Here is a 24,155-nt window from a genome sequence, read left to right as displayed (position 1 = left end):
GTGTGCGCATGAACTCGAAGCGTGCCCGGTGACCGCGGCCGAAGCCACCGGGATCCGCTGGGGCACCCCGGTGGCGCGGGGCGTGCTCTGGACGACGATCCTCGGCTCGGGCATGGCGATGCTCGACGGCACTGTCGTGAACGTCGCGCTGCCGCGGATCGGCGAGGAGCTGCAGGCCTCCGTCGCGGGCCTGCAGTGGATCCTCGACGGCTACCTGCTCGCGCTGGCCGCCCTGATCCTGGTCGCGGGCTCCCTCGGCGACCGCTACGGGCGGCGGCGCGTGTACCTCGTGGGCGTGGTGTGGTTCGGCGTCGCCTCCGGGCTGTGCGCCGCCGCGACGTCCACGGAGATGCTGGTGGCGTTCCGCATCCTGCAGGGCATCGGCGGCGCGCTGCTCACCCCCGGCTCGCTGGCGATCCTGCAGTCCTCGTTCGCGCACGACGACCGGGCCCGCGCGATCGGCGCGTGGTCCGGGCTCGGCGGCATCGCCGCGGCCGTCGGCCCGCTGGTCGGCGGCCTGCTGGTGCAGGTCTGGTCGTGGCGGCTGGCGTTCCTGATCAACCTGCCGGTGGCGGTGATCGTGGTGCTGATGGCGCGGCGGTTCGTGCCGGAGTCACGCGACACGGCCGCCACCGGGCACCCGGACTTCTCCGCCGCCGCGATCGGCGCCGTCGGGCTCGCCGGCGTGACGGGCGCGCTCGTGGAGGCGCCCGGCCGCGGCATCGGCGACCCGGTCGTGCTGGTCGCGCTGGTCGTCGGGGTGCTCGGGCTCGGCGCGTTCGTCTGGCTCCAGCACCGCTCGGCGGAGCCGCTGGTGCCGCCGTCCCTCTTCCGCGACCGCACGTTCACGCTGTCCAACGCGCTGACCTTCGTGGTCTACGCCGCGCTCGGCGGCGTGATGATGCTGATGGTGCTGCAACTGCAGGTCTCGCTGGGCTACTCGCCGACGGCGGCCGGGCTGGCGGGGCTGCCGATCACGATCCTCATGCTGCTGCTCTCGGGCCGCTCCGGCGCGCTCGCGCAGCGCATCGGGCCACGGTTGCAGCTGGTCGTCGGCCCGATCGTGGTCGGCGCCGGGATGCTGCTGCTGATGCGCGTCGGCCCCGGCTCGTCCTACCTCGGCTCGGTGCTGCCCGCCGTGGTCGTGTTCGGGCTCGGCCTGGCGACGGTGGTGGCCCCGGTGACCGCGACGGTGCTCGCGGCGGCCCCGGACCGCTACGCCGGCGTCGCCTCGGGGGTGAACAACGCGATCGCCCGATCGGGTGGACTTCTGGCGGTGGCCGTGCTGCCCGCCGCCGCCGGGCTGACGGGTTCGGCCTACCGGGACCCGGTCGCGCTGACCGCGGGCTGGCGGATGGCCCTGCTGATCTGCGCCGTGCTGGCGGTGGCGGGCGGCCTCATCGCGTTGGGGATTCACAACGGTGTGCTCGGCGCCGGGCGCACCGAGGCGGGACCCGGCGAGACCGGTGACGCCGTGCCCGCGCCCGAGCCCGCGCCTGCTGCCGCGCCCGGTGACGTCGCGCAGGACGGACTCGACGAGGCCGCGCCCACCAGGCCCGGCACCGTCTACCCGGCCGCCGAGTCGCCGCACCCGGGCGAATGCTTCCACTGCGGCGTCGAGGGCCCGCCCACCTACGTCCGCCCGGGGAAGAGCTCGTGAGTGTTTATGACGGTTAGAACCGTCATAAACACTCACGAGCCTTTCTACGCGAGCAGCTTCGCCAGCAGCGCGGGGTCGATGTTCCCGCCGGAGACCACGGCCACGGTGCGCCCGCCCGGCAGCTCGCCGGAGCGGTGCAGGAACGCGGCGACGGCCGTCGCCCCGCTCGGCTCGGCGACCAGGCGGGCCTGGCCGGCGAGCGTGCGCACGGTGTCGAGGATCTCGTCCTCGGTCACTGTGACGATGCCGTCGAGCACCGCCCGCAGGTGCGCGAACGTGAGCTCGGAGGGCTGCGCGCGCAGGCCGTCGGCGATCGTCCTGGCGCGCAGCTCCATCGGCCAGTCGACGCGGTGGCCGGCCCGGAGGCCCTCGGCCGAGTCCGCGGCCAGCTCCGGCTCTACGCCGTAGACCTTCGCGCCCGGGCACAGCGCCTTGATCGCCGTGCCGACGCCCGCCGCGAGCCCGCCACCGCTCACCGGCACCAGCACGGTGTCGACGTCCGGCAGGTCGGCCGCGATTTCCAGGCCGACGGTGCCCTGCCCGGCAATCACGTCCGGGTGATCGAACGGCGGGATCAGCGTCAGCCCGCGCTCCTCGGCGATGGCCAGCGCGGCCGGCGCCTGCTCGGCGATGGGCACCTCCACGACCTCCGCGCCCCACCGGCGCGTAGCGTCCACTTTGAGCCGAGGTGCCACGTCCGGCACCACAATCACGGCCGGGACCCCGAAGGTGTGCGCTGAGTACGCCACCGCCTGCGCGTGGTTACCACTCGAATACGCGACGACTCCGCGAGCGCGGTCCGTTTCGTCGAGCGCGGCGATCGCGTTGTACGCGCCACGGATCTTGAACGCGCCGATCTGTTGCAGGCTCTCGGGTTTCAACCACAGCTCACCGGAAACCCAGGGCTGGCGAAGCAGCGGCGTACGCACGGCGGTACCCACCACGCGCTGGGCGGCCGCCTCGATTTCGGAGATCGTCACGAGTCGCATGTGCCGATTATGTCAGGAGAATGTGAGCTTTAGTCCGTCCACTGTGGATAGTCAACGTGGCGTCGCTCACCTCTGGGCAACGAAGGGAGTTCCCCAGACGACTTACACGTTGGAACCAACAAGGAAAAAACTGGGCGGGGACAAGCAGATCGGGATCATGAGCGAGGAGCAAGAGAAGACGTCCGGGTCGGACGCGAAGAAGGGTTTACGGCTGACACCGGTGCTCGCCGCAGCGCTCGCCGCGGTGACGGCGGCACTGCTGGGCTCGACGCTCGGCGTGGCCGGGACCGTGGTCGGCGCCGGGGTGGCGAGCATCGTCACCACCGTCGGCGGCGAGCTGTACCTGCGCTCGCTGCAGCGCACGCGTGACGCCGCGCTGAAGGCGCGCTCCGTGCTGGCCACGGCCGGGCAGCGGCGCGGCACCAGCGGCGGCCTGGAGCCGGTGGAGGACCCGGCCCAGATGCCGACCATGTACATGTCCACCCGCATCCCGGCCGACCCGTCCGAGATGCCGACGGTGCGGATCTCCAAGCTCACCGGCCCCGGGGAGACCGGCACCGGGGACACCGAACCGGAGCCGGCTGGTTCGTTCGCCGACAAGCTCCGGAAGCTGCGCTGGCCCTTGATCATCGGCACCAGCGTGGTCGCCACGGCCATCGCGATCGTGTTCATGCTCGGCCTGGAAGGTGCCACGGACGGCAAGGCCGGCGCGGGTTTCTACCACAACCCGGGCTCCAGCCAGCAGCAGAACCGCGAGGACACCACCCCGACGACGTCGGAGAACACCCCGCCGCCGAGCGGTAATTCGTCCAGCACGCCGACGTCCTCGGAGCAGCCGTCCACGTCGTCCAGCACGCCGACCTCGCCGACGACGGACAGCAACCCCCCGTCGACCTCGGCGCCGAACACCGGGACCTCGCAGCCGCAGACGCAGCAGAGCCAGGTCCCGTCGAAGGCCGGCGCGCCGTCGAACGCGAACTCCTGACGGCCAGGTTCCCGGCGGCTCAGCCCAGGCGGCTCTTCAACGTCTGGGCGGCAGCCTTCGGGTCCTCGGCCTCGGTGATCGCGCGGACCACGACGATCCGTGACGCGCCGGCGTCGAGGACCTCGGGCAGCCGGTTCAGGTCGATCCCGCCGATGGCGAACCACGGCCGATCCGGCCCGGCCGCCGCGGTCGCGCGCACCAGGTCGAGGCCGGGGGCGAAGCGGCCGGGCTTGGTCGGCGTCGGCCAGCACGGGCCGGTGCAGAAGTAGTCCACGCCGTCCTCGGCGGCGGCCGCCCGGGCTTGCTCGACGGAGTGCGTCGAACGGCCGATCACCACGTCGTCACTCAGTATCCGGCGCGCCAGCGGCACCGGGATGTCGTCCTGGCCGAGGTGGAACACGTCGGCGCCGACGGCGAGGGCGACGTCCGCGCGGTCGTTCACCGCCAGCAGCGCGCCGTGCCGCGTGCAGGCCTCCGCCAGCACTTCCAGCGCCGCGATCTCCTGCTTCGCTTCCAGCGGCGCGCCGCTCGTCTTGTCCCGCAGCTGGACGATGTCAACGCCGCCGGCGAGCGCGGCGTCGATGAACTCGGCCAGGTCGCCGCGGGACGCGCGGGCGTCGGTGCACAGGTACAGCCGGGCGTCGGCCAGACGCGCGCGGATCCGGTCTCCGGTCAAGGCGGGCATGGCGGCGACGTTACCCGCGCGCTACGGTGGGGTCGTCCGCACGGGAGCCCGGGGCACGGGCTGAGAGGGAGCTGACCGCTCCGACCGTGGAACCTGATCCGGGTCATGCCGGCGCAGGGAGCGTGATCCCGTTGAGTGAGAACCTGACCGTCGTCGGCGGCGGTGTGATCGGGCTGTCCGCGGCCTGGCGCGCGGCCCGGCGCGGCCACCACGTCACGGTCGTCGACCCCGAGCCCGCGCGCGGCGGGGCGTCCTGGGTGGCCGGCGGCATGCTGGCGCCGGTGACCGAGGCGTGGCCCGGTGAGGAGCGCGTGCTGAGCCTCGGCGAGGAGTCGCTGCGGCGCTGGCCGGCGTTCGCCCGCGAGCTGGCCGCCGAGGGCGCCGACCCGGGGCTGGCCGGGCACGGGACGCTGGTCGTCGCGTTCGACAGCGCCGACGCCGGGCACCTGGACATCCTGGCCGGTTACCTGCGCTCGCTGGGCCGCGACGTCGAGCGGCTCACCGGGCGGGAGGCCCGGCGGCTGGCGCCGGGCGTCGGCGCCGTCCGCGGTGGCCTGCACGTGCCCGGCGACCTGGCCGTGGACAACCGCAAACTGCTCACCGCGCTGCTCGACGCGTGCGTCCGGCGGGGGGTGGAGTTCCGCCGTTCACGCGTGGAGAGCCTCGACGGCCTCGGACCGGTGGTGCTCGCCGCCGGGGCCTGGACCGGGCGGCTGCACCCGCTGCTGGAGTCCGCCGTCCGGCCGTTGAAGGGCGAGATCCTGCGGCTGCGCCCGCGCCGCGGCTGCCTGCCGCCCCCGCCGTACACCGTGCGCGCGATGGTCGAGGGCCGGCCGATCTACCTCGTCCCACGCGCCGACGGCGAGCTGGTGCTGGGCGCGACGCAGTACGAAGCGGGGTTCGACCAGGCCGTCACCGCGCGCGGGGTGCGTGAGCTGCTGGAGGGCGCGGAACGGATCCTGCCGGGCATCACCGAGTACGAGCTGGTCGAGGTCGCCGCCGGGCTGCGGGCCGGGAGCCACGACGCCCTCCCGTACGTCGGGGAGCTGTCCGACGGCGTCTTCGCGGCGACTGGGCACCACCGCAACGGGCTGCTGATGGCCCCCGTGACCGCGGACGCCGTGGTCGCGTGGCTGGCCGGGGAGCCGCCGCCGGACGAGATCGGCGCGGCCACGCCCGCCCGCCTGCTGGAGAAGGAGCGAATCTGATGGAGATCAAGGTCAACGGCAGCTGGTGCGAGTTCCCGGACGACACCACGGTGGCCGACGTCCTCGACGCGAAAGGGGCGGCGCGCCAAGGCGTGGCCGTCGCGGTGAACGGCGAGGTCGTCCCGCGCGGCGCGTGGGCGGGTTCCGTCGTGCCGAAGGGCGCGAGCATCGACGTGCTGACCGCGGTGCAGGGAGGATGAGCATGACGGACGGGGACCAGCTGGTCATCGGCGCACACAAGCTGTCGTCGCGGCTGATCATCGGGACCGGGGGCGCGGCGAACCTCGCCGTGCTGGAGCGGGCGCTGGTCGCGTCCGGCACCGAGCTGACGACGGTCGCGATGCGCAAGGCGGACGCGGAAGGCGGCTCCGGCGTGCTGGCGCTGTTGCGGCGCCTGGGGATCGGGCTGCTGCCGAACACCGCGGGCTGCCGGACGGCCGCCGAGGCGGTGCTGACCGCGCGGCTCGCGCGCGAGGCGCTGGAGACGGACCTGGTGAAGCTGGAGGTCCACGCCGACGACCGCACCCTGCTGCCCGACCCGATCGAGACGCTGGACGCCGCCGAGCAGCTCGCCGCCGACGGTTTCACCGTGCTCGTGTACACGAACGACGACCCGGTGCTCGCGCTGCGCCTGGAGGAGGCCGGCTGCGCGGCCGTGATGCCGCTGGGCGCGCCGATCGGCACGGCGCTGGGCATCCGGAACCCGCACAACATCGAGCTGATCGTCTCGCGCGCGTCGGTCCCCGTGGTGCTGGACGCGGGCATCGGCACCGCCTCCGACGCCGCCCAGGCCATGGAACTCGGCTGCGACGCGGTGTTGCTGTCGACCGCGGTGACCCGCGCGTCGGACCCGGAGCGCATGGCGTCGGCGATGCGCTCCGCCGTCGTGGCCGGTCGCCTGGCGCACGGGGCGGGGCGGGTGCCGCAGCGGTTCTGGGCCCACGCGTCCAGTCCGCCCCGGTGAGCCGGGAGTCCACTGTGAATCACCGGCCAGGAATCACCGGCCAGGGGTAAAGAGGTAAGCCGATAGGTGCGTTCGGACCGCGTCGAGTGTGGAGGGTGGTGATTTTGTCCGCGTTTAACACGGAACGAGCACGGTCAGGCCGTATGGTTGACGGCACCTTTCCGGCGCACCAGCGGCGGGCAAAGCGGCAGAAGGAGCCAGCCGTGACCCTCACCTCGGTCCAGGATGTCTCGGGCAGGTTGTACCTCGCCGTAGGCCGGCTTTCGCGCTCGCTGCGGCAGGCGGGAGTGCCCGGGCCCGGCCACGGAGCCATCTCGGCGCTCGCCACGCTCGTGCACTCCGGGCAGCTGCGCCTCGGCGACCTCGCGGCGAAGGAGGGTGTCGCGGCGGCCACCATGTCGCGCATCATCGCCACGCTCGTCGAGTCCGGGTACGTGACACGCGAGTCCGACCCCGTCGACCGCCGCGCCTGGCTCGCCCGCGCGACGGAAGAGGGCGAACGGCTCGTCTCCGGCGTCCGGTCCACCCGGGTGCAGGAGCTGAACCGGCGGCTCGACCGGCTGAGCCCCGAAAACCGCGACGCCCTCACCGCCGCGCTGCCCGCGCTGGAGGCCCTGCTCTCCGACGAAGCCTGACGGATCCCCGCCGCTCGCCCCGGGAATGGACGGGAGATTCCGCGGGCCATCCGTTCCGGGCCTGGCCCGGCGGAGCCGCCCGGACCGCGCCGAAAGCCGCTCGGGGAGGCTGGACGGACGCCCGGCGTTGCGGATCCCTTCAACCCGAGCTTCGCCCGGCGGCCATGCGGAGACCGAGCCCAGCCCTACCGCTCCTCCGGCGCCAACCGCCAAAAAGCCGACACCGGCCCGACCTTCGCGCCCATCGGGTAGGCGTGCTCGACGGCCTGGGAGACGAACCACTTGCCGTACCGGGCGGCCTCCACCACGGACATTCCCTTGGCCAGGCCGGCCGTCAGTGCGGACGCCATCGTGTCGCCGGCGCCGTGGGTGTGGGGAGTGCCGTAGCGGTGGCCGGGCAGTTCCACGAACGTCGAGCCGTCGAAGAGCAGGTCGACGCACTCCGGGTCGGACCGCAGGTGGCCGCTCTTGACCAGGACGTACTTCGGGCCCAGCTGGCGCAGCACCACGGCGGCGGTGTGCATGCCCTCGCGGTCGGTGACGGTCAGGCCGGTGAGCAGCCGCACCTCGTCGAGGTTCGGGGTCAGCACGGTGGCGCGCGGCAGCAGCTCGTCGCGGACCGCGGCGAGGCCCGCGTCGTCGAACAGTGGTTGGCCGTGCATCGACGCGGCCACCGGGTCGACCACGAAGGGGACTTTCGCGTCGCGTCCGATCTCCGCTCGGTCGCACGCGGCCGCCACCGCGCGGATGATCTCCGCCGACGCCAGCATGCCCGTCTTCGCCGCGCCCACACCCATGTCCGACGAGACGGCCTCGATCTGTCCCGCGACGATGTGCGGCGGGATGTCGTGGCGGTCGTGCACGCCGAGGGTGTTCTGCACCGTCACGGCGGTGACGGCGACGAGCCCGTGCACCCCGCAGGTGAGGAACGTGCGCAGGTCGGCCTGCAGCCCGGCGGCGCCGCCGGAGTCGGAGCCGGCGATGGTCAGCGCGGAGGGCGGGGCCGGGTTCTCAGTCATGGCACGTTCCGACTTCTGGTCTAGTCCATTTGGTCAGCTGTCCTTCATCCACAGTCCATCACGGTGGCACAGTGTCAAAGCCATTGCACTATCCGGTGGGTGAAGGGGCCAGGATGAAGATTTCCTCAGTGGTCGTGGTGGTCGGCGCGCTCGTCGCGGCGGCACTGACCGGGGCGACCGCGGCGAACGCGGACAGCCCCAAGATCTCGCACGTGACGACGGTCGGCGTGCACAACACCTACGACCCCGCGGCGTACCCGTACCTGGCGCAGGCGCTGGACAACGGCTCGTCGCTGATCGAGCTGGACGTCTGGCCGGACATCGTCACGCACGAGTGGAAGGTCAGCCACTCCAACCCGCTGGGCAACGACAACAACTGCGTCGCCGCGTCCTCGGCGGCCGACCTGTACTCCGGCGGCACGAACAAGGACCTGGACAACTGCCTCGACGACATCCGGATCTGGCTCGCCGCCCACCCCGGGCGCACGCCGCTCACGCTGAAGCTGGAGATGAAAACGGGCTTCTCCGACAACGGCGGCCTCGGCCCGGACGAGCTCGACGCCACGTTCCGCGCGCACCTCGGCGGCGCCGTCTTCAAGCCCGCCGACCTGCTCGGCAGTTACGCGACGCTCGACGATGCGTCCAAAGCGGACAATTGGCCGAGTGTGGACTCCCTGCGCGGCAAGGTCTTGACGGAGATCATCCCGGGCACCGTCGAGGAGGGGAACCCCACGGACACGCTGCACACCGACGTCGAGTACGCGAACTACCTGCTGGCGCAGAAGAGCGCCGGGAAGCTGGGCGACGTCCAGATCTTCCCGACCGTGCACGGCGCGGCCGGCGGCGACCCGCGCGACAAGTACACCGCGGACCTCAAGCCGTGGTTCGTGGTCTTCGACGGTGACGCCAATGCGTGGGTCACGCAGACCGGCCCCGGCTGGTACGACGACAACCACTACTACCTGGTGATGACCGACGGCCAGAACGTGGCGCCCGCGATCGACGACCACAACCCGACCGTCGACCAGGCCAACCAGCGCGTGGCGGACCTGGCGAAGCAGCACGCCTCCGTGATCACGTCCGACTGGACGGGCCTGACCACCGTCCTGCCGCAGGTGCTCACCCGCGGCTGACGCGCGAACTGAGGCCATCGCGGTGAGCGGTGGCCTCAGTCGCGTCAGGGGTCAGACAGTCGTGAGCACCAGCTTGCCCGTGACCCGCCCGGCTTCGCCGACCTCGTGGGCCTTCGCGACGTCCTCGAGCGGGAAAGCCTGGTCCACGTGCACCGTGAGCCGGCCCGCCTCGATCAGCTCGACGAGGCCGAGCAGCCCGAGCTGGTCGGGCTCCACGAGGATCCCCGCCGCGCGCACGCCGCGTCGCGCCGCCTCGGCCTCGGCGCGCTCGCCGACGCCGCCGGGCACGGAGACCAGCAGGCCGTCCTTCTTCAACGACGGCAGCCAGCGCAGGTCGCTCTGCTCACCGACCAGCCCGAGGACGACATCGACGTCCGCGGCCGTCGCGCTCTCGTCGCGGTAGTCGATCGGCTCGTCGACGCCGATCGAGCGCAGGAAGCCGTGCTTCGCCGCGCTGGCCGTGCCGAGCACGTACGCGCCGCGGGCCTTGGCGATCTGCACGGCGAGGTGGCCCACGCCGCCCGCGGCCGCGTCGACGAGCACTCGCTGTCCACTCTGGACTCCCGCGACGTCCACCAGCGCCTGCCACGCGGTCAGCCCGGCCAGCGGCAGGCCCGCGGCCTCGGCGTGCGAGATCCCGGCCGGCTTGCGTACGAAGTGCCGTGACGGCGCCGTCACGTAGTCCGCGTACGCCGCCGCCTCGTGGGGGAACAACGGCATGCCCAGCACTTCGTCACCCTCGCGCACGCCGGTGGCGCCGAAGCCCACCTCCTCGACGACGCCGGAGACATCCCAGCCGAGCGTGTACGGCGGCTCGCCGAGGAAAACCGGGTGGGCGCGGGACTTCCAGTCCACCGGGTTGATGCCGGCGGCGTGCACGCGCACCAGCACCTCGGTCGGGCCGGGCACCGGGCGGGCGGCCTCGATCACCTGCAGCACCTCCGGGCCGCCGAACTCCCGCTGGGTCACCACGCGCATCTCGGTCTCTCCTTTTGTTGTCGTTCGTGAACCGAGCTCCTATGCTCAGGCTGTTCGTCACTTTTCGCTAGAAGGCACTTTTCGGTAAAGTAGGTACCTGATGGAAACTACCTGTGACCAGGACGGACCCTGGGACGTCTACCTGAAGGGCTGTCCATGCCGCGACGTGCTGGACCTGCTCGCGAACAAGTGGACGGCCCTGGTGCTCGGTTCGCTCGCGCGGTGCCCGCACCGTTTCGGCGAGCTGCGCCGGGCCGTCGACGGCATCAGCCAGAAGATGCTGACGCAGAACCTGCGCAGCCTGGAGCGCGACGGCTTCGTCACGCGCACGGTGTACCCGACGACCCCGCCGACGGTGGAGTACGCGCTCACCAAGATGGGCGCCGAGGTCGGCGCGCACCTCATCGCGCTCAGCTCCTGGTCCCAGACGAACTTCGACCGTATCCGCGACGCCCGCTCGACCTACGACAACCGCGTGCTGGAGCCGGTCACCTAGCGTTCAATCGTCCTTTTCGGACAATGCGCCCCAATGTGGCGTTGGTTGCGTTGGGCGCACCCAATGTGGCGTTGGTTGCGTTGAACGCACCGAACGCCACATTGGGGCGTTTCAGGCTCAGCCGAACCGCGGGCCGACGTTCAGTTCGCGGGCCCGCAGTTCCGCGACGTCGCGGCTTTCGGCGATGCCGGGGGACGGGGTGAGGCCCCACTTGCGGATCAGCTTGATCACGGACGCCGGCTGGTGCGCGGTGACCAGCCGGTCGACCTCGGTCCGCAGGTCCTCGGGCAGGCTGTCCCACAGTGCGCGGGTGCTGGTTTCGTCGGTCACGCCACCCAGTCTGGCCGCTCAGTCCGCGAGCCGCCAGAACGGCGAGACCGGGCCCACCCCCGCGCCGAGCGGGTACGCCTCCGCGACGCACCGTTCGATGAAGCGCTTCGCCCGCGTGACGGCCGTCGGCACGTCGGAGCCCTTCGCCAGCGAAGACGTGATGGCCGACGCCATCGTGTCGCCGCCGCCGTGGGTGTTCTTCGTGTCGATGCGGGCGCCGGTCAGCTCGATCAGCTCGACGCCGTCGTAGAGCAGGTCGACGCAGGTCTCGGTGTCGTACATGTGGCCGCCCTTCACCAGCACCCACCGCGAGCCGAACTCCAGCAGCGCCTCGGCCGCCTTGCGCTGCGTGGCCGCGTCGGTGACCTCGATCCCGGTGAGCAGCCGCACCTCGTCGAGGTTCGGCGTGATCAGCGTGGCCCTCGGGAACAGCTCGGTACGGATCGCATCGAGTGCCTCCTCGCGCAGCAGCGCGTGCCCGGTCATCGACGCCGCCACCGGGTCGACCACGAACGGCGTGTCCGTGTGCCGTCCGATGTGGACCTCGTCGAGCGTCTTCGCCACCGCCCGGATGATCTCGGCGGTGGCGAGCATGCCCGTTTTCGCCGCGTGCACACCCATGTCACCCGCGACGGCCTTGATCTGCGCGGTGACGACGTCCGCCGGGATCTCGGTGAAACCCTGCACGCCCAACGAGTTCTGCACCGTGACGGCGGTCATCGCGACCAGCCCGTGCACGCCGTTCGCGAAGAACGTGCGCAGGTCGGCCTGCACGCCCGCACCACCGCCGGAGTCGGACCCGGCGATGGTGAGGACAGTGCAAGGAACTGTGGTCATGGCTTCTCCGCGGGAAAAAGCACGTCGGCGCAGGTCATTTCCCGACCACGGGCAGGTACACCTTGTTGCCGGCCTCGCCGAACTCGGCCGACTTCTCCGCCATGCCGGCCTCGATGGCATCCACAGTGGACAGACCGTGCTCCTCGGCGTACTTGCGCACGTCCTGGGTGATCCGCATCGAGCAGAACTTCGGCCCGCACATCGAGCAGAAGTGCGCCGTCTTGGCCGGCTCCGCGGGCAGCGTCTCGTCGTGGAACGAGCGCGCGGTGTCGGGGTCGAGCGACAGGTTGAACTGGTCGTTCCAGCGGAACTCGAACCGCGCCTTGGACAGCTCGTCGTCCCACTCCTGCGCGTGCGGGTGGCCCTTGGCGAGGTCGGCGGCGTGCGCGGCGATCTTGTACGTGATCACGCCGGTCTTCACGTCGTCGCGGTTGGGCAGGCCGAGGTGCTCCTTCGGCGTGACGTAACACAGCATCGCCGTGCCGTACCAGCCGATCTGCGCGGCGCCGATGGCCGAGGTGATGTGGTCGTACGCCGGCGCGATGTCCGTCGTGAGTGGACCGAGGGTGTAGAACGGCGCCTCGCCGGTCAGCTGCTCCTCGATCTCGACGTTCTCCTTGATCTTGTGCATCGGCACGTGGCCGGGGCCCTCGATCATCACCTGCACGTCGTGCGCACGCGCGATGTGCGTCAGCTCGCCGAGCGTCTCCAGTTCCGCGAACTGCGCCCGGTCGTTCGCGTCGGCGATGGAGCCGGGGCGCAGGCCGTCGCCGAGGGAGAACGTGACGTCGTACTTCCGCAGGATCTCGCAGAGTTCCTCGAAGTGCGTGTACAGGAAGGACTCCTGGTGGTGCGCCAGGCACCACGCGGCCATGATCGAGCCGCCGCGGCTGACGATGCCGGTGACGCGGCGCGCGGTCAGCGGGATGTAGCGAAGCAGCACGCCGGCGTGCACGGTGACGTAGTCGACACCCTGTTCGCACTGTTCGACGATGGTGTCGCGGTACACCTCCCACGACAGCTTTTCCGGGTCGCCGTCGACCTTCTCCAGCGCCTGGTAGATGGGCACGGTGCCGACCGGCACGGGCGAGTTGCGGATGATCCACTCGCGCGTCTCGTGGATGCGCTTGCCGGTGGAGAGGTCCATGATCGTGTCGGCGCCCCAGCGGGTGGCCCACACCATCTTGTCGACCTCTTCCTCCACAGAGGACCAGACGGCCGAGTTCCCCATGTTGGCGTTGATCTTCACCAGGAACTTCTTGCCGATGATCATCGGCTCGGTCTCCGGGTGCTTGCGGTTGACCGGGATCACCGCGCGCCCGCGCGCCACCTCGTCCCGCACCAGCTCGGGGGAGCAGCGCTCGCGCGCGGCGATGTATTCCATCTCCCGGGTGATCACGCCGGCTTTCGCCCAGCCCAGCTGGGTGTCGTGCGTGCGCCCGTCGGCCCAGCCGGTGCGCAGCGGGTGAAGTCCATTGTGGACGTCGATCTTCGCGTCCGGATCGGTGTACGGCCCGGAGGTGTCGTACACATCGAAGTGCTCACCGTTCGACAGGTCCACGCGCCGGGCGGGCACCCGGAGCCCGGACTCCGTCCGGTGGTAGACCTTGTGCGAACCGGTGATCGGCCCCGTGGTCACGGAAGGCGTGATGGCGGCCTTGTTCTCCAGCGTCGTCAACGACGTTCACTCCCTACGCCGGCATTACCCGGTCAGGTTCATGCGGTCGGTGACGCCGGGTGTCCACAGACAGACACCAGTCACCCTCTCAGCCCGCCAAGGCGCGAGCTCCCGCGTTTTTTGAGTTGGGGTTGCGTCACCGACCATGCCATGACGACCCCGGCGGCACAAGCCTGTCACTTTGCCGGCTGGTGGCTTCTTCACCGGATCGGACCATGCGGGCGCCAGGGATCGACGTAACAATCGCAGGGCTTTGCGCAACTGTGCGCGCTACGTCTCACCTGGGGTTGATATGCGAAAAGTCTTCCTACTGGCGCTCGCGGCGCTGCTGGTGACCAGCCTGGTCCCCGCCGCCGCGACCGCCGCCGGCAGCGGGGGTGAAGCACCCGGCGCGCCGGGCACGCGCCCGAGCTGGCTGCCCGCGGACAAAACCGGCTTCGGCACGGCGCGCGAGGCCGGCAGCGACATCTGGTTCACCCTGCAGGCCGGGCGGATGTCGGAGGTCTACTACCCCGACCTGTCCACGCCGAGCGTCCGTTCGCTGGAGCTGGTGGTCAGCGACGGGCGGAGCTTCGCGACCGTCGACTCGTCCGCCCGCGCGCAGCAGGTGCGCCGCGTCGACTCCGGCAGCCTGACCTACGAGCAGACCATCACCGACGACCAGCACCGCTGGCGCCTGCGCAAGACCTACGTCACCGACCCGGCGCGCGCGAGCGTGCTGGTGGACGTCGACTTCACGTCGCTGACCGGGCGGCCGTACCAGCTCTACGCCGTCGCCGACCCGGACCTCACGAACGACGGCTCCGACGACTCGGCCCGCGCGTCCGGCCCGCTGCTCACCGCGAGCGACGCGACGACCGCGGCCGCGCTGACCGCGGCACCGTCGTTCACCAGCACGAGCGTGGGCTACGACGGCGCGTCCGACGGCATCACGCAGCTGACGAAGACCCGCAGGCTTACGCCGTATGCCAGTGCGGGCAAGGGAAACGTCGTCCTGACCGGGCAGACGGCCGCCGACGGCGTGCGGTCGCGGCACGTCACGCTCGCGCTCGGGATGGGCGCGAACAGCTCCGCCGCGGCGGACAACGCCAAAGCGTCGCAACGGCGTGGCTTCCGCGACACCGAACGCGCCTACGACCGTGGCTGGCAGGGGTACCTGCGAACGGTGAGCAGGCCGCCGTCGTCGCTGAAGACCGGGAGCGAGCGGGACCTCTACACCGCGTCCGTGCTGACGCTGGCGGCGAGCGAGGACAAGCACCACCCGGGTGCCTTCATCGCGTCGCCGAGCATGCCGTGGCGGTTCGGGAACAACGACCCGGAGTACTCGCCGTCGGGCACCTACCACCTGGTGTGGCCGCGTGACCTGTACCAGATCGCCACCGGCCTGCTGGCCGCCGGCGACCGCGCGGCCGCGAACCGGTCCGTCGACTACATGTTCGGCACCCAGCAGCTGCCGGACGGGCACCTGCCGCAGAACAGCAATGTCGACGGCAAGCCGTACTGGACGTCGGTCCAGCTCGACGAGACGGCGTTCCCGATCGTGCTGGCGCAGCAGCTCGGGCGCGCCGACGTGTGGCCGGGCGTGAAGAAGGCGGCGGATTTCCTGCTGAACTACCGCGCGGACAACGGAAAAACGTCGCCGTACACGCAGCAGGAGCGCTGGGAGGAGCAGGACGGGTACTCGCCGTCGACGATCGCGGCGGTGATCGCCGGGCTGGTGTGCGCCGCCGACCTGGCGTCCCGCAACGGCGCCGCGGCCGACGCCCGGCGTTACCTCGTGGCGGCGGACGCGTTCAAGGCCGGGCTGGCGAAGCAGACCATCACGACCAACGGCCCGCTGTCGAAGGACCCGTACTTCGTGCGGCTGACCAAGGACGGTGACGCGAACGCCGGGACGAAGTACAACCTCGGCAACTCGTCCGTCACGATGGACCAGCGCGCGGTGACGGACGCGGGCTTCCTCGAGCTGGTGCGGCTCGGCGTCTACGCGCCGGACGACCCGGTGATCCGCAACAGCGTCAAGGTCACCGACGCGGACATCTCGTACACCACGCCGAACGGCCAGTTCTGGCACCGCTACACGAAGGACGGCTACGGCGAGCAGGCCGACGGCGCACCGTGGGACTACACGTTCCCGTCGGAGAGCCGCTCGACGTTCGGCCGGCTCTGGCCCCTGCTGGCCGGCGAGCGCGGCGAGTACGAGCTGGCCGCCGGTGACCGCGCCGCCGCGGCCGGCCGGCTGCGTGACCTGGGCCGGGTGGCGAGTTCCGCGGACACCATGCCGGAGCAGGTCTGGGACGAGAACCCGCCGTCGGGCAGTCCCGGCTTCGCGCCCGGCACCCCGACCGGCTCGGCGACACCGCTGGCCTGGACGCACGCGCAGTACGTCCGGCTCGCCTGGGCGGTCAAGGACGGCTCGGTGATCGAGCAGCCCGCGGTGGTGCGCTGCCACTTCCTCGGCTGCTGACCGCTCGTGAGTGGCGATGACGGTTAGAACCGTCATCGCCACTCACGAGTCCCTGGGCCGGACGCCGTTAAGGCCTCCTTACCCGCGTCCTACGCGGGTAAGGAGGCCTTAACGGAACCTCAGGCGTCCGCGGGTTCCTTGGGCGGCGTCCAGCTCAGGCCGGGGACGCCCCACTTGTTCTTCTTCAGCATCTTCTTCGCCGCGCGGGCGTGGCGGCCGACCAGGCGGTCGAGGTAGATGTAGCCGTCGAGGTGGTCGGTCTCGTGCTGGAGGCAGCGGGCGAAGTAGCCCGTGCCCTCGACCTCGATCGGGTTACCGTCGATGTCGAAGCCGGTCACCTTGGCCCACGAGGCGCGGCCGGTCGGGTACGACTCGCCGGGGGCCGACAGACAGCCCTCCCAGTCGTCGTCCGGGTCGGGCATCGTCTCCGGGATCTCCGAGGTCTCCAGCTTCGGGTTGACCACCGCGCCGCGGTGCTCGACCCCCTCGTCGTCCGGGCAGTCGTAAACGAACAGCCGCAGGTCGAGGCCGATCTGGTTGGCCGCGAGGCCGACCCCCTCGGCGGCGTACATCGTCTCGAACATGTCCTCGACGAGGGTGCGCAGCTCGTCGTCGAACTGCGTGATCTCGCGGGTCGGCTGGTGCAGCACCGGATCGCCGGCGATGCGGATGGCGTGGACGGTCACGAGCGGCGAGTTTAGTCGGACCCTTCTGCTACACCTGGATCGGACCGTGACGCGCCGTGTCGGATGCCCATGTCGAGACTGGGTTCCGTGGTTGAATGGCGGCCGCGGAAGGACAGCCGAAACCGAGCACGAGGAGCCGCATGGACGCCGCGGAGTCGATGGCTGAGGACCAGCCGTCGCCGCCGGAGACTGGGCCGTCGGAGACTGTGGGTGGCCTGACCGAGCGCGAGATGCAGATTCTCGCCTTCGAGCGTCAGTGGTGGCGTCATGCCGGCGCCAAGGAGAACGCCATCCGTGAGCGCTTCTCGCTGTCCTCGACCCGCTACTACCAGCTACTGAACACGCTGCTGGAGAAACCCGAGGCGGTGGAGGCCGATCCGATGCTGGTGAAGCGGCTGCGCAAGACGCGGGCCGCGCGGCAGCGTAAACGCGGCGCCCGGCGGCTGGGGATCGAGCTGTCATGAGCTTCTTCTCGGGACTGTCCCGGCCACTGCGGGCCGCGGGCGTCGCCCTGATCGGGGTGGCCGTGGTCGCCGCCGTGATCGGTGGCGTCAGCCTGGCGACCAGTGGCGGGTCCGACAACAACACCGCCGGCCCCAGCGGCACGGCCGGGCCCTCGTCCCAGCCTTCGTCGTCTGGTGGCCCGTCGTCCTCGGCGCCGAGCTCGAGCGCACCCTCGTCACCCAGCTCGCCGCCCTCTTCGTCGCCCGCGCCGGGCTCGTCGTCGGCGGTCCCGCCGGGCGGCCAGCCCACCGGCCAGCCGGGTCAGCCCGGTGGGCAGCCGGGCCAGCCGGGGTCCGACCAGCAGGCGTCCAACAAGTGGGTCACCGTGCGGGTCTACAACAACTCGCTGATCAAGCACCTGGCCGAGCAGGCCGCGGACGACTTCCGCAGCGGGGGCTGGAACGTGCCCGAGGTCGGCAACTACTCCCAGGGCGTCATCGACCACACCACGGCCTACTTCCGCCCCGGCACCGACGAGGAGGCGGCCGCGAAGCAGCTGGCCACCGAGTTCGGCTTCCAGGCGCTGCCGCGGTTCGAGGGCATCCAGGACTCGAGCCCCGGCGTGATAGTGATCATCACCAAGGACTACCAGAGCGGCCACAAGGGCAGCTGAACAGCACGAACGTCAAAGGGGGCCACCCAGCCGGGTGGCCCCCTTTTTTCAGCGTTCCTGCTGCGCCTGGGCGTAGGCCTCCAGCGTGGCCAGCTGCACGGGGTCCAGCGACGGCCGCACGGCCTTGCGGGCCTTGGCCAGGTGCGCGGACGTCACCTCGTGGGCCTCCAGCGACTCGCGCATCGCGGTGAGCGCGGCCTCGCGGATCAGGGCGGCGCAGTCGGCCGCGGAGTAACCGTCCAGCGTGGACGCCAGCTCCTTCAGGTCCACATCGGACGCCAGCGGGGTGTTCTTCGAGCTGGCGATGAGGATGGCGGCCCGCGACTCGGCGTCCGGCGGCGGCACGTAGACGCGCCGTTCCAGCCGTCCGGGCCGCAGCAGCGCGGGGTCGACCAGCTCGGGCCGGTTGGTGGCGCCCAGCACCACGACCTCGCGCATCGGCTCCACACCGTCCAGCTCGGTGAGCAGGGCGGCGACCACGCGGTCGGCCACACCGGAGTCCGAGGACTGGCCGCGCCGCGGCGCGAGCGCGTCGATCTCGTCCAGGAAGATCAGCGACGGCGCGGCGTCGGCGGCCCGCCGGAACAGGTCGCGCACCGCGCGCTCCGACTCGCCGACCCACTTGTCCAGCAGCTCGGCGCCCTTGATCGCGAACACGTTCAGCGCGCCCGTGCCCGCCAGCGCGCGGACGAGGAACGTCTTGCCGCCGCCGGGCGGGCCGTAGAGCAGCACGCCGCGCGGCGGGTCGACGCCCAGCCGGGCGAACGAGTCCGGGTAGCGCAGCGGCCACAGCACCGTCTCGGTCAGCGACTGCTTGACGTCCACCATGTTGCCGACGTCGTCGAGCGTCAGCCCGCCGGTGGCCAGGTTGTCCGAAGTGGACAGCGAGATCGGCCGGACGGTGGCCAGCGCGTCCAGCAGGTCCTGCTGGGAGATGCGCGGCTCCTCGGCCTCACGCTGGCGCAGCGCGGCCCGCAGCGCCGCGTCCCGGCGCAGCGCGATCAGGTCCGCGGCGACGAACCCCGGCGTCCGCTCGGCGAGCACGCCCAGGTCGGCGCCCGGTTCCACCGGCACGTCACGTAGCAGGATCCGCAGCAGCTCGGTGCGGGTCTTCGCGTCGGGCAGCGGCAGGCCCAGCTCGCGGTCGAGCAGCTCGGTGGTGCGCAGCCTGGGGTCGACGGACTCCGCGCGCTGGGTCGTCGCCACCAGAGCGAGGCCCTCGCGGCGCAGCGCCGCACGCAGCTCCTCCAGCAGGACGGTGGCCACGGGCGGCGGCTGGGTGGCGGGCAGCAGCGCGTCGACGTCGTTGATCAGCAGCACCGCCGGCCCGTCGCCGTCGGTCGCCCGGCTGATCGCCTCGCGCAGGCGGGCGTGCGCGGCGTTCGGCTCCAGCACGGCGATGTTCGGCGCGGCCAGCGACACCACGCGCACCTTCTCGGCCTTGGCCACGGACCGCACGAGCGTCGCCTTCCCGACGCCCTCCGGCCCGGACAGCAGCACGCCGAGGTGGGCCGTGGTGCCGAGCCGCGCGAGCAGGTCCGGGCGGTGGAACGCCAGGTCGAACCACTCGGCGAGCTTGCGCGCCGCGCTTTCCGCGCCGACCAGGTCGGTCACCGGCGGCACCGGCTCGGCCGCCTCCGCCGACTCGGTGACCACCACCTCCTCGATGACCTCCGCGTCGATGTAGTCCTCGGCCGCGGTGACGGCCGTGCTGCGGACCAGCGCCGTCGCGCTGCGCGTCGAGGGCTCGCCGCCCGCCGGCTCGCCGGTGCGCGCCCCGCCCCGCCAGCTGACCACAGTGGACGGTCCGATCGCGACCACGCCGGCCGGCTCGGTGGCCGTGACCGTGAGCAGCTCGTTGGTCCAGGTGGTGCCGATCGCGCGGGAGAGCTGGCCGCGCACGGCGATGACGTCCGAGCCCGGCACGGGGGAAAGGTCTTGCGGCAGCAGGGAAACCGCGTCGCCGAGGGTGACCACCTTGCCGGTCAGCGCCAGCCGCAGGGTCTGCGGCGGCACCGCCGCGCTGGCCAGCCGCGACCCGGCGACCGTCACCGTCTTCGCCGCGGCCACGACGGCCGGCGCGACGACGATCTCGGAGCCCTCGGTGATGCCGAGGTTCGACATCGTGACGTCGTCGGTCAGCACCACGCCGGGGGTGCCCGCCTCGTCGGACGGCGCCGCCAGCGCGACGCTCCGGCGGGCCCCGGTGAGGTGCACGGCGTCCCAGGCGCGCAGGCCCAGCGCGTCGAGCACCTCCGGGTGCAGCCGCACCACCCCTCGTCGTGCGTCGAGTGCGGACGGTGTGTGCCGGACGGTCAGCGTGATCTGCGGGTCGCTCACGCTGCTCACCCTAGCGACGCGGGCCCGCCCAGGTGTCGAACGACAGGATGTCTTCGACCGGCGGCCGGGCGGCGGGTGAGAACTCCGCCTGCTTCGAGTAGGCCACCGCGAGGAGGCCGATCTGCGTGAAGCCCTCGGGGATGCCGAGCAGCTTCGCGACGTCCTCCTCGTGGCCCGCGATGTGGTACGAGCACATCGAGCTGGCCAGGCCACGGGTGCGCAGCGCGAGCTGGAAGCTCCAGATCGCCGGGTAGATCGAGCCGTAGTACGACGACTGCTCGGCTGGCTCCGTCGGCGGGCGGCCCGGCATGCACGGGATCACCAGCGCGGGCACGCGGCCGATGTGGTCGACCAGGTGCCGCGCCGAGACGAACATGCTGCTGTCGACCAGGTCGGCGTACTGCGCCCAGGCGGCGTGCGCGGCCTGCTGGACGAGCGGGGCGACCTCGGCCCTGATCTCCGGGTCGGTGACGGCGATCCAGCGCTGGGCGGTGAGCAGCCCGCCCGCGGCCGGCGCCTGCTGGGCGACGCGCAGGCAGTCCGCGATGACCTCCCGCGGCACGGGCCGCTCGAGGTCCAGCTTCCGCCGGACGGAGCGGGTGGTGGTGAGCAGCGTCTCGGTGTCCATTGGGTTCCCTCCAGAGCTGATACTTACGGCGTAAGCGTACACCGTAAGTACTTACGACGTAAGCTACGCTGGACGACGTGGTCCGGGAGACGCTGACGCGCGAGAAGGTGCTGGAAGCGGCCCTGCGCCTGGTGGACGAGCACGGCATGAGCGCGCTGTCGATGCGCAAGCTGGCGGCGGAGCTGGGTGTCGAGGCGATGTCGCTGTACAACCACGTCAAGAACAAGGGCGACCTGCTCGACGGGATCACCGCGCACGTCTTCGAGTCCGTGCCGCTGCCGGACGAGGACTGGGGCTGGGAGACGCGCGTCCGGCGGCTCGCGGAGGGGCTGTACACGGTGTTCACGCGGCATCCGGCCGTGGTCCGGACGCTGGCGGCGGAGGAGGCGAACCCGCGTTCACCGGGCGCGCTGCGGGTGATCGACGCGTTGGTGGGCGCCCTGCTCGACGGCGGACTCGACGAGACCGCCGCCGCCCGCGGCTACCGCTCGCTGATGGGCCTGACGTTCGGCGCGGCCCTCGCGGACTCCGTCGGCCTGGCCGGCACCCCCGCCGAACGCGAGGAACCGGTCGACGACTGGTTCGTGCGCATGGTGAACCCGCGTGATCACCCGAACCTGCTCCGGGTCCTGCCCGCCCTGCAGTCGGTCGACTGCGTGCAGGACTTTCAGGATCAGCTCGACCTGCTGCTCGCCGGCCTCCGGGTGGCTGCCGCCCGCTTGTGAGTGTTTATGACGGTTCTAACCGTCATAAACACTCACAAGCTCTTGTGCGGCAACTACTTGCGGCGGATGCCCATGCGTCGCCAGCTTCGTCGGCGCTGGCCGGGGCCGGAGGTCGAGCCGGGAGCGGCGCCCGTGGTCGTGCCGTGGTCGCGGTCGCGGTCGCGGTGGGCGGCGCGGGTGGAGCGGACGAAGTCGGAGCCGTTGCGGGGCAGGCGGACGGCGCGCATGGCGGCCCCCGCGACGCGGCGGGAGGCCGGGCGCAGCCGGAGCCGGCGCTGGCTGCGGGCGCGGCGGATGGCGCGGCGTTCGCGCGACGGGACCGTCCAGGCCTCGGGGTGCGCGGCGAGCCAGCGGTTCCGGTAGACCGAGTACGGGATGTGCAGCAGGTACAGCACCAGCGCGGCGGCCAGCGCCACCAGCGGGAACTGGATGATCGCCGCGGCCAGCAGCCCGACGCCCACGAGCAGGGGCGCGATCGCCTTCGCGGGCGCCTTCACGCTCTTCAGCGACAGCGTCGGGATGCGGCTGATCAGCAGCACGGCGACGGCGATCGTCCACGCCAGCACCACGTACTGCTGCGACCACCAGCCCTCGCCCCACTGCAGCGTCACGATCAGCGGCAGCATCGCGACCAGGCCACCGGCCGGGGCGGGCACACCGACGAAGAACTCGCTCGCGTAGGGCGGCTGGTCCGTGTCGTCGAGCAGGGTGTTGAAGCGCGCGAGCCGCAGGATCATGCAGACCGCGAAGATCAGCGACGCGACCCAGCCGATGCGGTCGCCGCCGGACTGCCACACGTACAGCACCAGTGCCGGCGCGACGCCGAACGAGATGCCGTCGGACAGCGAGTCGAGTTCCGCGCCCATCTTCGACGTGGCGTCGAGCAGGCGCGCGATGCGGCCGTCGAGGGCGTCCAGCACGGCGGCGATGCCGATCGACGCGATCGCCATTGCGTAGTTGTTCGTGAGCGCGAACTGCACCGAAGAAAGCCCGGCGCACAGCGCGAGCACGGTGATGGCGTTCGGCAGCAGCCGGATGCCCGGGGTGGTCACGCGGACCATGGTCAGCCTTCTCCCAGCGCGGGCAGCTCGGCGATGACTGTCTCGCCGCCGACCGTGCGCTGGCCCTTCGAGACCAGGACGCGGCTGCCGGGCGGCAGGTACAGGTCGACGCGGGAGCCGAACCGGATGATGCCGTAGGTGTCGGCGGCGGTCACCTTGTCACCCTCGCGGATCTCGCACAGGATGCGGCGCGCGACGAGCCCGGCGATCTGCACGACGACGAGCTCGTGGCCGTCGACGGTGCGCATCTGCACGGAGTTGCGCTCGTTGTCTTCGCTCGCCTTGTCCAGGTCCGCGGACAGGAACTTGCCCGGCCGGTAGGCCACCTTCTCGATCACCCCGGTGGCCGGCGCGCGCTGGACGTGCACGTCGAACACCGACAGGAACACGCTCACGCGCATCCGCGGCTCGGCGGGCAGGCCCAGCTCGGGCGGCGGCACGGCGTCCTCGATCAGGGAGACCAGTCCGTCGGCGGAGGCCACTGCGACGTTGTCGCGCGCGGGCGGAACCCGCTTCGGCTCGCGGAAGAACGTGGCGGTGGCCGCGGTGGCGAGCGCGCCGACGACGCCGAGGCGCTTGGAGAACCGGCGCAGCACCAGCGTCGCCGCGAGGCCGCCGAACACGAACGGGCGGCCCGCCGGGTGCATCGGCGGCACGGTTTCGCGGGCCAGCTGGACGGCGTGCGCGAGGGGGTTGCCGGTGGGCTTGCCGCTCATGGGTCGGTTTCCCCGCTGTTCGTCATCGGAGGGATGGGGGGACGGGATACGTCCGATTCGGGCTTCACCACGCTACCGCTCGTCGGCGGACGGACACGCCCGCCCCTGGTGGGCGAGGTGCCGGGTCCCCCGCAAGGGTTTCCCCGGCGCGGGTGGGAGCGGCCACAACCCGGTAACGTTCAGTCGAAATTCTCGATAACTCTGGGTAGTTGACGCCGCTCGGGGCCGGTCCCCGGGCCGACCTGCCGAGGTAACGATGTGCGTACCGGATTCGCTGACGGAGCTGTTGTGCGCCTGGCGCCGGGACGTCGCGTCGGTGCCCCTGCCGATGCTCGTCGACCCGGCCCGGGCGGTGCTGGTCCTGCGCCACGCAGCGCGGGTGCATGCATCCCCCGACGACGCATGCACCCGCGTGCGGAACGGCTCAGCTTAGTGGTTCACGGCGTTTGCTGACAGGTCGTCGGCAAACCGTTACAAACGGTCACGGTTCCGGTCGCGGTCGTGGCCCCGGCCGCGGCTCGCGGAGCTGACCAGGCGCAGGATCGCCAGCAGCACGATCGCGCCGAGGATGGCGACGCCGAAGCTGGGGAAGTCGAACTCGAACCGCTGGTGCTCGCCGGTGGCGAGCTGGTAGACGAAGCCGCCGAGGGCCGCGCCGAGCACCCCGACCAGCACGCTGACCAGGCAGCCCTGGCGTCGCCGGTCCGCGCCGCCGACCACGACGTTCGCGATCCAGCCGACCAGCGCGCCGAAGATGATCCAGGTGAAGAAGCCCATGGTGGCGAGGATACCGGGGCCGGGTTTTCGTAAGGATTGTT

25 protein-coding genes and 2 riboswitches are annotated in these 24,155 nt (G+C 71.6%); of the genes, 12 read left to right on the top strand and 13 right to left on the bottom strand.

All coding sequences use genetic code 11. From position 1 onward, the window contains the following. Positions 1–28: 28 nt before the first annotated feature. Entirely contained in the window at positions 29–1,660 is a 1,632-nt protein-coding gene (locus OG943_RS32605) for an MFS transporter (RefSeq protein WP_328604751.1), read from the top strand. 44 nt (positions 1,661–1,704) lie between these two features. Here the strand turns inward: OG943_RS32605 and OG943_RS32600 are convergent, their stop codons facing one another. Next, on the bottom strand, positions 1,705–2,649 hold the full coding sequence (locus OG943_RS32600; RefSeq protein WP_328604750.1) for a threonine ammonia-lyase: 945 nt from the start codon (positions 2,647–2,649) through the stop codon (positions 1,705–1,707). Positions 2,650–2,806: 157 nt separating this feature from the next. On the opposite strand from OG943_RS32600, the gene OG943_RS32595 reads away from it, so the two are divergent. Next, positions 2,807–3,634 (top strand): hypothetical protein, encoded by an 828-nt coding sequence (locus OG943_RS32595; protein ID WP_328604749.1) that lies wholly within the window; start codon positions 2,807–2,809, stop codon positions 3,632–3,634. 19 nt (positions 3,635–3,653) lie between these two features. Here the strand turns inward: OG943_RS32595 and thiE are convergent, their stop codons facing one another. Beyond that, entirely contained in the window at positions 3,654–4,319 is a 666-nt protein-coding gene (gene thiE, locus OG943_RS32590) for a thiamine phosphate synthase (RefSeq protein WP_328604748.1), read from the bottom strand. A gap of 30 nt (positions 4,320–4,349) precedes the next feature. Next, a riboswitch (TPP riboswitch) is annotated at positions 4,350–4,456 on the top strand. Here thiE and thiO point away from each other — a divergent pair. From thiO to OG943_RS32570, 4 genes are all read left to right on the top strand, one after another. Continuing rightward, entirely contained in the window at positions 4,451–5,527 is a 1,077-nt protein-coding gene (thiO, locus tag OG943_RS32585; RefSeq protein WP_442874598.1) for a glycine oxidase ThiO, read from the top strand. Its footprint overlaps the riboswitch before it by 6 nt. After that, entirely contained in the window at positions 5,527–5,727 is a 201-nt protein-coding gene (gene thiS / locus OG943_RS32580) for a sulfur carrier protein ThiS (protein ID WP_091617262.1), read from the top strand. The genes thiO and thiS overlap by 1 nt, the downstream gene beginning before the upstream one ends. A gap of 2 nt (positions 5,728–5,729) precedes the next feature. Continuing rightward, positions 5,730–6,491, top strand: a complete 762-nt coding sequence (locus OG943_RS32575; protein WP_328604746.1) for a thiazole synthase — start codon at positions 5,730–5,732, stop codon at positions 6,489–6,491. 203 nt (positions 6,492–6,694) lie between these two features. Continuing rightward, positions 6,695–7,126 (top strand): MarR family winged helix-turn-helix transcriptional regulator, encoded by a 432-nt coding sequence (locus OG943_RS32570; RefSeq protein ID WP_328604745.1) that lies wholly within the window; start codon positions 6,695–6,697, stop codon positions 7,124–7,126. A 185-nt stretch (positions 7,127–7,311) separates the two neighbouring features. Here OG943_RS32570 and thiD (OG943_RS32565) read toward each other — a convergent pair whose 3' ends face one another. Next, entirely contained in the window at positions 7,312–8,145 is an 834-nt protein-coding gene (gene thiD / locus OG943_RS32565) for a bifunctional hydroxymethylpyrimidine kinase/phosphomethylpyrimidine kinase (RefSeq protein WP_328604744.1), read from the bottom strand. A 113-nt stretch (positions 8,146–8,258) separates the two neighbouring features. On the opposite strand from thiD (OG943_RS32565), the gene OG943_RS32560 reads away from it, so the two are divergent. Further along, positions 8,259–9,278, top strand: coding sequence for a phosphatidylinositol-specific phospholipase C domain-containing protein (locus tag OG943_RS32560; RefSeq protein ID WP_328604743.1), 1,020 nt, complete (start codon positions 8,259–8,261; stop codon positions 9,276–9,278). A 51-nt stretch (positions 9,279–9,329) separates the two neighbouring features. Here the strand turns inward: OG943_RS32560 and OG943_RS32555 are convergent, their stop codons facing one another. Beyond that, entirely contained in the window at positions 9,330–10,256 is a 927-nt protein-coding gene (locus OG943_RS32555; protein WP_328604742.1) for an NADP-dependent oxidoreductase, read from the bottom strand. Between the two features lie 100 nt (positions 10,257–10,356). Between OG943_RS32555 and OG943_RS32550 the strand changes: the two genes are divergently transcribed. Next, positions 10,357–10,752, top strand: a complete 396-nt coding sequence (locus OG943_RS32550; RefSeq protein WP_328604741.1) for a winged helix-turn-helix transcriptional regulator — start codon at positions 10,357–10,359, stop codon at positions 10,750–10,752. Between the two features lie 117 nt (positions 10,753–10,869). Here OG943_RS32550 and OG943_RS32545 read toward each other — a convergent pair whose 3' ends face one another. The 3 genes from OG943_RS32545 to thiC form a co-directional block, all read right to left on the bottom strand. Further along, positions 10,870–11,082: a hypothetical protein gene (locus OG943_RS32545; protein ID WP_328604740.1), complete on the bottom strand. Its 213-nt coding sequence runs from the start codon at positions 11,080–11,082 to the stop codon at positions 10,870–10,872. An 18-nt stretch (positions 11,083–11,100) separates the two neighbouring features. Next, entirely contained in the window at positions 11,101–11,919 is an 819-nt protein-coding gene (thiD, locus tag OG943_RS32540) for a bifunctional hydroxymethylpyrimidine kinase/phosphomethylpyrimidine kinase (protein ID WP_328604739.1), read from the bottom strand. A gap of 34 nt (positions 11,920–11,953) precedes the next feature. Continuing rightward, complete coding sequence (gene thiC / locus OG943_RS32535) at positions 11,954–13,597, bottom strand: phosphomethylpyrimidine synthase ThiC (protein ID WP_328604738.1); 1,644 nt, start codon at positions 13,595–13,597, stop codon at positions 11,954–11,956. Continuing rightward, positions 13,591–13,722: riboswitch (TPP riboswitch) on the bottom strand. It overlaps the preceding gene by 7 nt. A gap of 167 nt (positions 13,723–13,889) precedes the next feature. Here thiC and OG943_RS32530 point away from each other — a divergent pair. Beyond that, complete coding sequence (locus OG943_RS32530) at positions 13,890–16,064, top strand: glycoside hydrolase family 15 protein (RefSeq protein ID WP_328604737.1); 2,175 nt, start codon at positions 13,890–13,892, stop codon at positions 16,062–16,064. 119 nt (positions 16,065–16,183) lie between these two features. On the opposite strand, the gene OG943_RS32525 is transcribed toward OG943_RS32530, so the two are convergent. Then, positions 16,184–16,750 carry a peptide deformylase gene (locus OG943_RS32525; protein WP_328604736.1) on the bottom strand — a complete coding sequence of 189 codons (567 nt, stop codon included), beginning with the start codon at positions 16,748–16,750 and terminating at the stop codon, positions 16,184–16,186. A gap of 140 nt (positions 16,751–16,890) precedes the next feature. Here OG943_RS32525 and OG943_RS32520 point away from each other — a divergent pair, with 140 nt between their 5' ends. Together OG943_RS32520 and OG943_RS32515 are read left to right on the top strand one after the other, a co-directional pair. Next, positions 16,891–17,214: a DUF3263 domain-containing protein gene (locus OG943_RS32520; RefSeq protein ID WP_328604735.1), complete on the top strand. Its 324-nt coding sequence runs from the start codon at positions 16,891–16,893 to the stop codon at positions 17,212–17,214. Beyond that, a complete protein-coding gene (locus tag OG943_RS32515) occupies positions 17,211–17,867 on the top strand; it encodes a LytR C-terminal domain-containing protein (protein ID WP_328604734.1) in 657 nt (218 codons plus the stop codon). Before OG943_RS32520 ends, OG943_RS32515 begins: the two co-directional genes overlap by 4 nt. A gap of 48 nt (positions 17,868–17,915) precedes the next feature. Here OG943_RS32515 and OG943_RS32510 read toward each other — a convergent pair whose 3' ends face one another. Then, the gene (locus OG943_RS32510; protein WP_328604733.1) at positions 17,916–20,207 is read right to left on the bottom strand and encodes an AAA family ATPase; all 2,292 of its coding nucleotides are present in this window, start codon (positions 20,205–20,207) and stop codon (positions 17,916–17,918) included. Between the two features lie 10 nt (positions 20,208–20,217). Further along, positions 20,218–20,835 (bottom strand): nitroreductase family protein, encoded by a 618-nt coding sequence (locus OG943_RS32505; RefSeq protein WP_328604732.1) that lies wholly within the window; start codon positions 20,833–20,835, stop codon positions 20,218–20,220. 77 nt (positions 20,836–20,912) lie between these two features. On the opposite strand from OG943_RS32505, the gene OG943_RS32500 reads away from it, so the two are divergent. Then, the gene (locus tag OG943_RS32500; RefSeq protein WP_328604731.1) at positions 20,913–21,560 is read left to right on the top strand and encodes a TetR/AcrR family transcriptional regulator; all 648 of its coding nucleotides are present in this window, start codon (positions 20,913–20,915) and stop codon (positions 21,558–21,560) included. Between the two features lie 53 nt (positions 21,561–21,613). Here OG943_RS32500 and pssA read toward each other — a convergent pair whose 3' ends face one another. The 3 genes from pssA to OG943_RS32485 form a co-directional block, all read right to left on the bottom strand. Further along, on the bottom strand, positions 21,614–22,621 hold the full coding sequence (gene pssA / locus OG943_RS32495; RefSeq protein WP_328604730.1) for a CDP-diacylglycerol--serine O-phosphatidyltransferase: 1,008 nt from the start codon (positions 22,619–22,621) through the stop codon (positions 21,614–21,616). A 2-nt stretch (positions 22,622–22,623) separates the two neighbouring features. Next, on the bottom strand, positions 22,624–23,337 hold the full coding sequence (locus OG943_RS32490; RefSeq protein WP_328604729.1) for a phosphatidylserine decarboxylase: 714 nt from the start codon (positions 23,335–23,337) through the stop codon (positions 22,624–22,626). Between the two features lie 471 nt (positions 23,338–23,808). Continuing rightward, the gene (locus OG943_RS32485; protein WP_328604728.1) at positions 23,809–24,114 is read right to left on the bottom strand and encodes a GlsB/YeaQ/YmgE family stress response membrane protein; all 306 of its coding nucleotides are present in this window, start codon (positions 24,112–24,114) and stop codon (positions 23,809–23,811) included. Positions 24,115–24,155 lie beyond the last annotated feature (41 nt).

The sequence above is a fragment of the Amycolatopsis sp. NBC_00345 genome (assembly GCF_036116635.1).
In the GTDB taxonomy this organism is placed as follows: domain Bacteria; phylum Actinomycetota; class Actinomycetes; order Mycobacteriales; family Pseudonocardiaceae; genus Amycolatopsis.
Note: the sequence above shows the minus strand (reverse complement) of the source record. Positions and strands in the feature narration are given on the sequence as shown.

Bases quoted from the DNA above. Each gene is read 5' to 3' on its own strand.
- OG943_RS32600 (WP_328604750.1), bottom strand. From the start codon at position 2,649: ATGCGACTCGTGACGATCTCCGAAATCGAGGCGGCCGCCCAGCGCGTG.
- OG943_RS32595 (WP_328604749.1), top strand. From the start codon at position 2,807: ATGAGCGAGGAGCAAGAGAAGACGTCCGGGTCGGACGCGAAGAAGGGT.
- thiE (WP_328604748.1), bottom strand. From the start codon at position 4,319: ATGCCCGCCTTGACCGGAGACCGGATCCGCGCGCGTCTGGCCGACGCC.
- thiS (WP_091617262.1), top strand. From the start codon at position 5,527: ATGGAGATCAAGGTCAACGGCAGCTGGTGCGAGTTCCCGGACGACACC.
- OG943_RS32575 (WP_328604746.1), top strand. From the start codon at position 5,730: ATGACGGACGGGGACCAGCTGGTCATCGGCGCACACAAGCTGTCGTCG.
- thiD (WP_328604744.1), bottom strand. From the start codon at position 8,145: ATGACTGAGAACCCGGCCCCGCCCTCCGCGCTGACCATCGCCGGCTCC.
- OG943_RS32560 (WP_328604743.1), top strand. From the start codon at position 8,259: ATGAAGATTTCCTCAGTGGTCGTGGTGGTCGGCGCGCTCGTCGCGGCG.
- OG943_RS32555 (WP_328604742.1), bottom strand. From the start codon at position 10,256: ATGCGCGTGGTGACCCAGCGGGAGTTCGGCGGCCCGGAGGTGCTGCAG.
- OG943_RS32550 (WP_328604741.1), top strand. From the start codon at position 10,357: ATGGAAACTACCTGTGACCAGGACGGACCCTGGGACGTCTACCTGAAG.
- thiD (WP_328604739.1), bottom strand. From the start codon at position 11,919: ATGACCACAGTTCCTTGCACTGTCCTCACCATCGCCGGGTCCGACTCC.
- OG943_RS32530 (WP_328604737.1), top strand. From the start codon at position 13,890: ATGCGAAAAGTCTTCCTACTGGCGCTCGCGGCGCTGCTGGTGACCAGC.
- OG943_RS32520 (WP_328604735.1), top strand. From the start codon at position 16,891: ATGGACGCCGCGGAGTCGATGGCTGAGGACCAGCCGTCGCCGCCGGAG.
- OG943_RS32515 (WP_328604734.1), top strand. From the start codon at position 17,211: ATGAGCTTCTTCTCGGGACTGTCCCGGCCACTGCGGGCCGCGGGCGTC.
- OG943_RS32505 (WP_328604732.1), bottom strand. From the start codon at position 20,835: ATGGACACCGAGACGCTGCTCACCACCACCCGCTCCGTCCGGCGGAAG.
- pssA (WP_328604730.1), bottom strand. From the start codon at position 22,621: ATGGTCCGCGTGACCACCCCGGGCATCCGGCTGCTGCCGAACGCCATC.
- OG943_RS32490 (WP_328604729.1), bottom strand. From the start codon at position 23,337: ATGAGCGGCAAGCCCACCGGCAACCCCCTCGCGCACGCCGTCCAGCTG.
- OG943_RS32485 (WP_328604728.1), bottom strand. From the start codon at position 24,114: ATGGGCTTCTTCACCTGGATCATCTTCGGCGCGCTGGTCGGCTGGATC.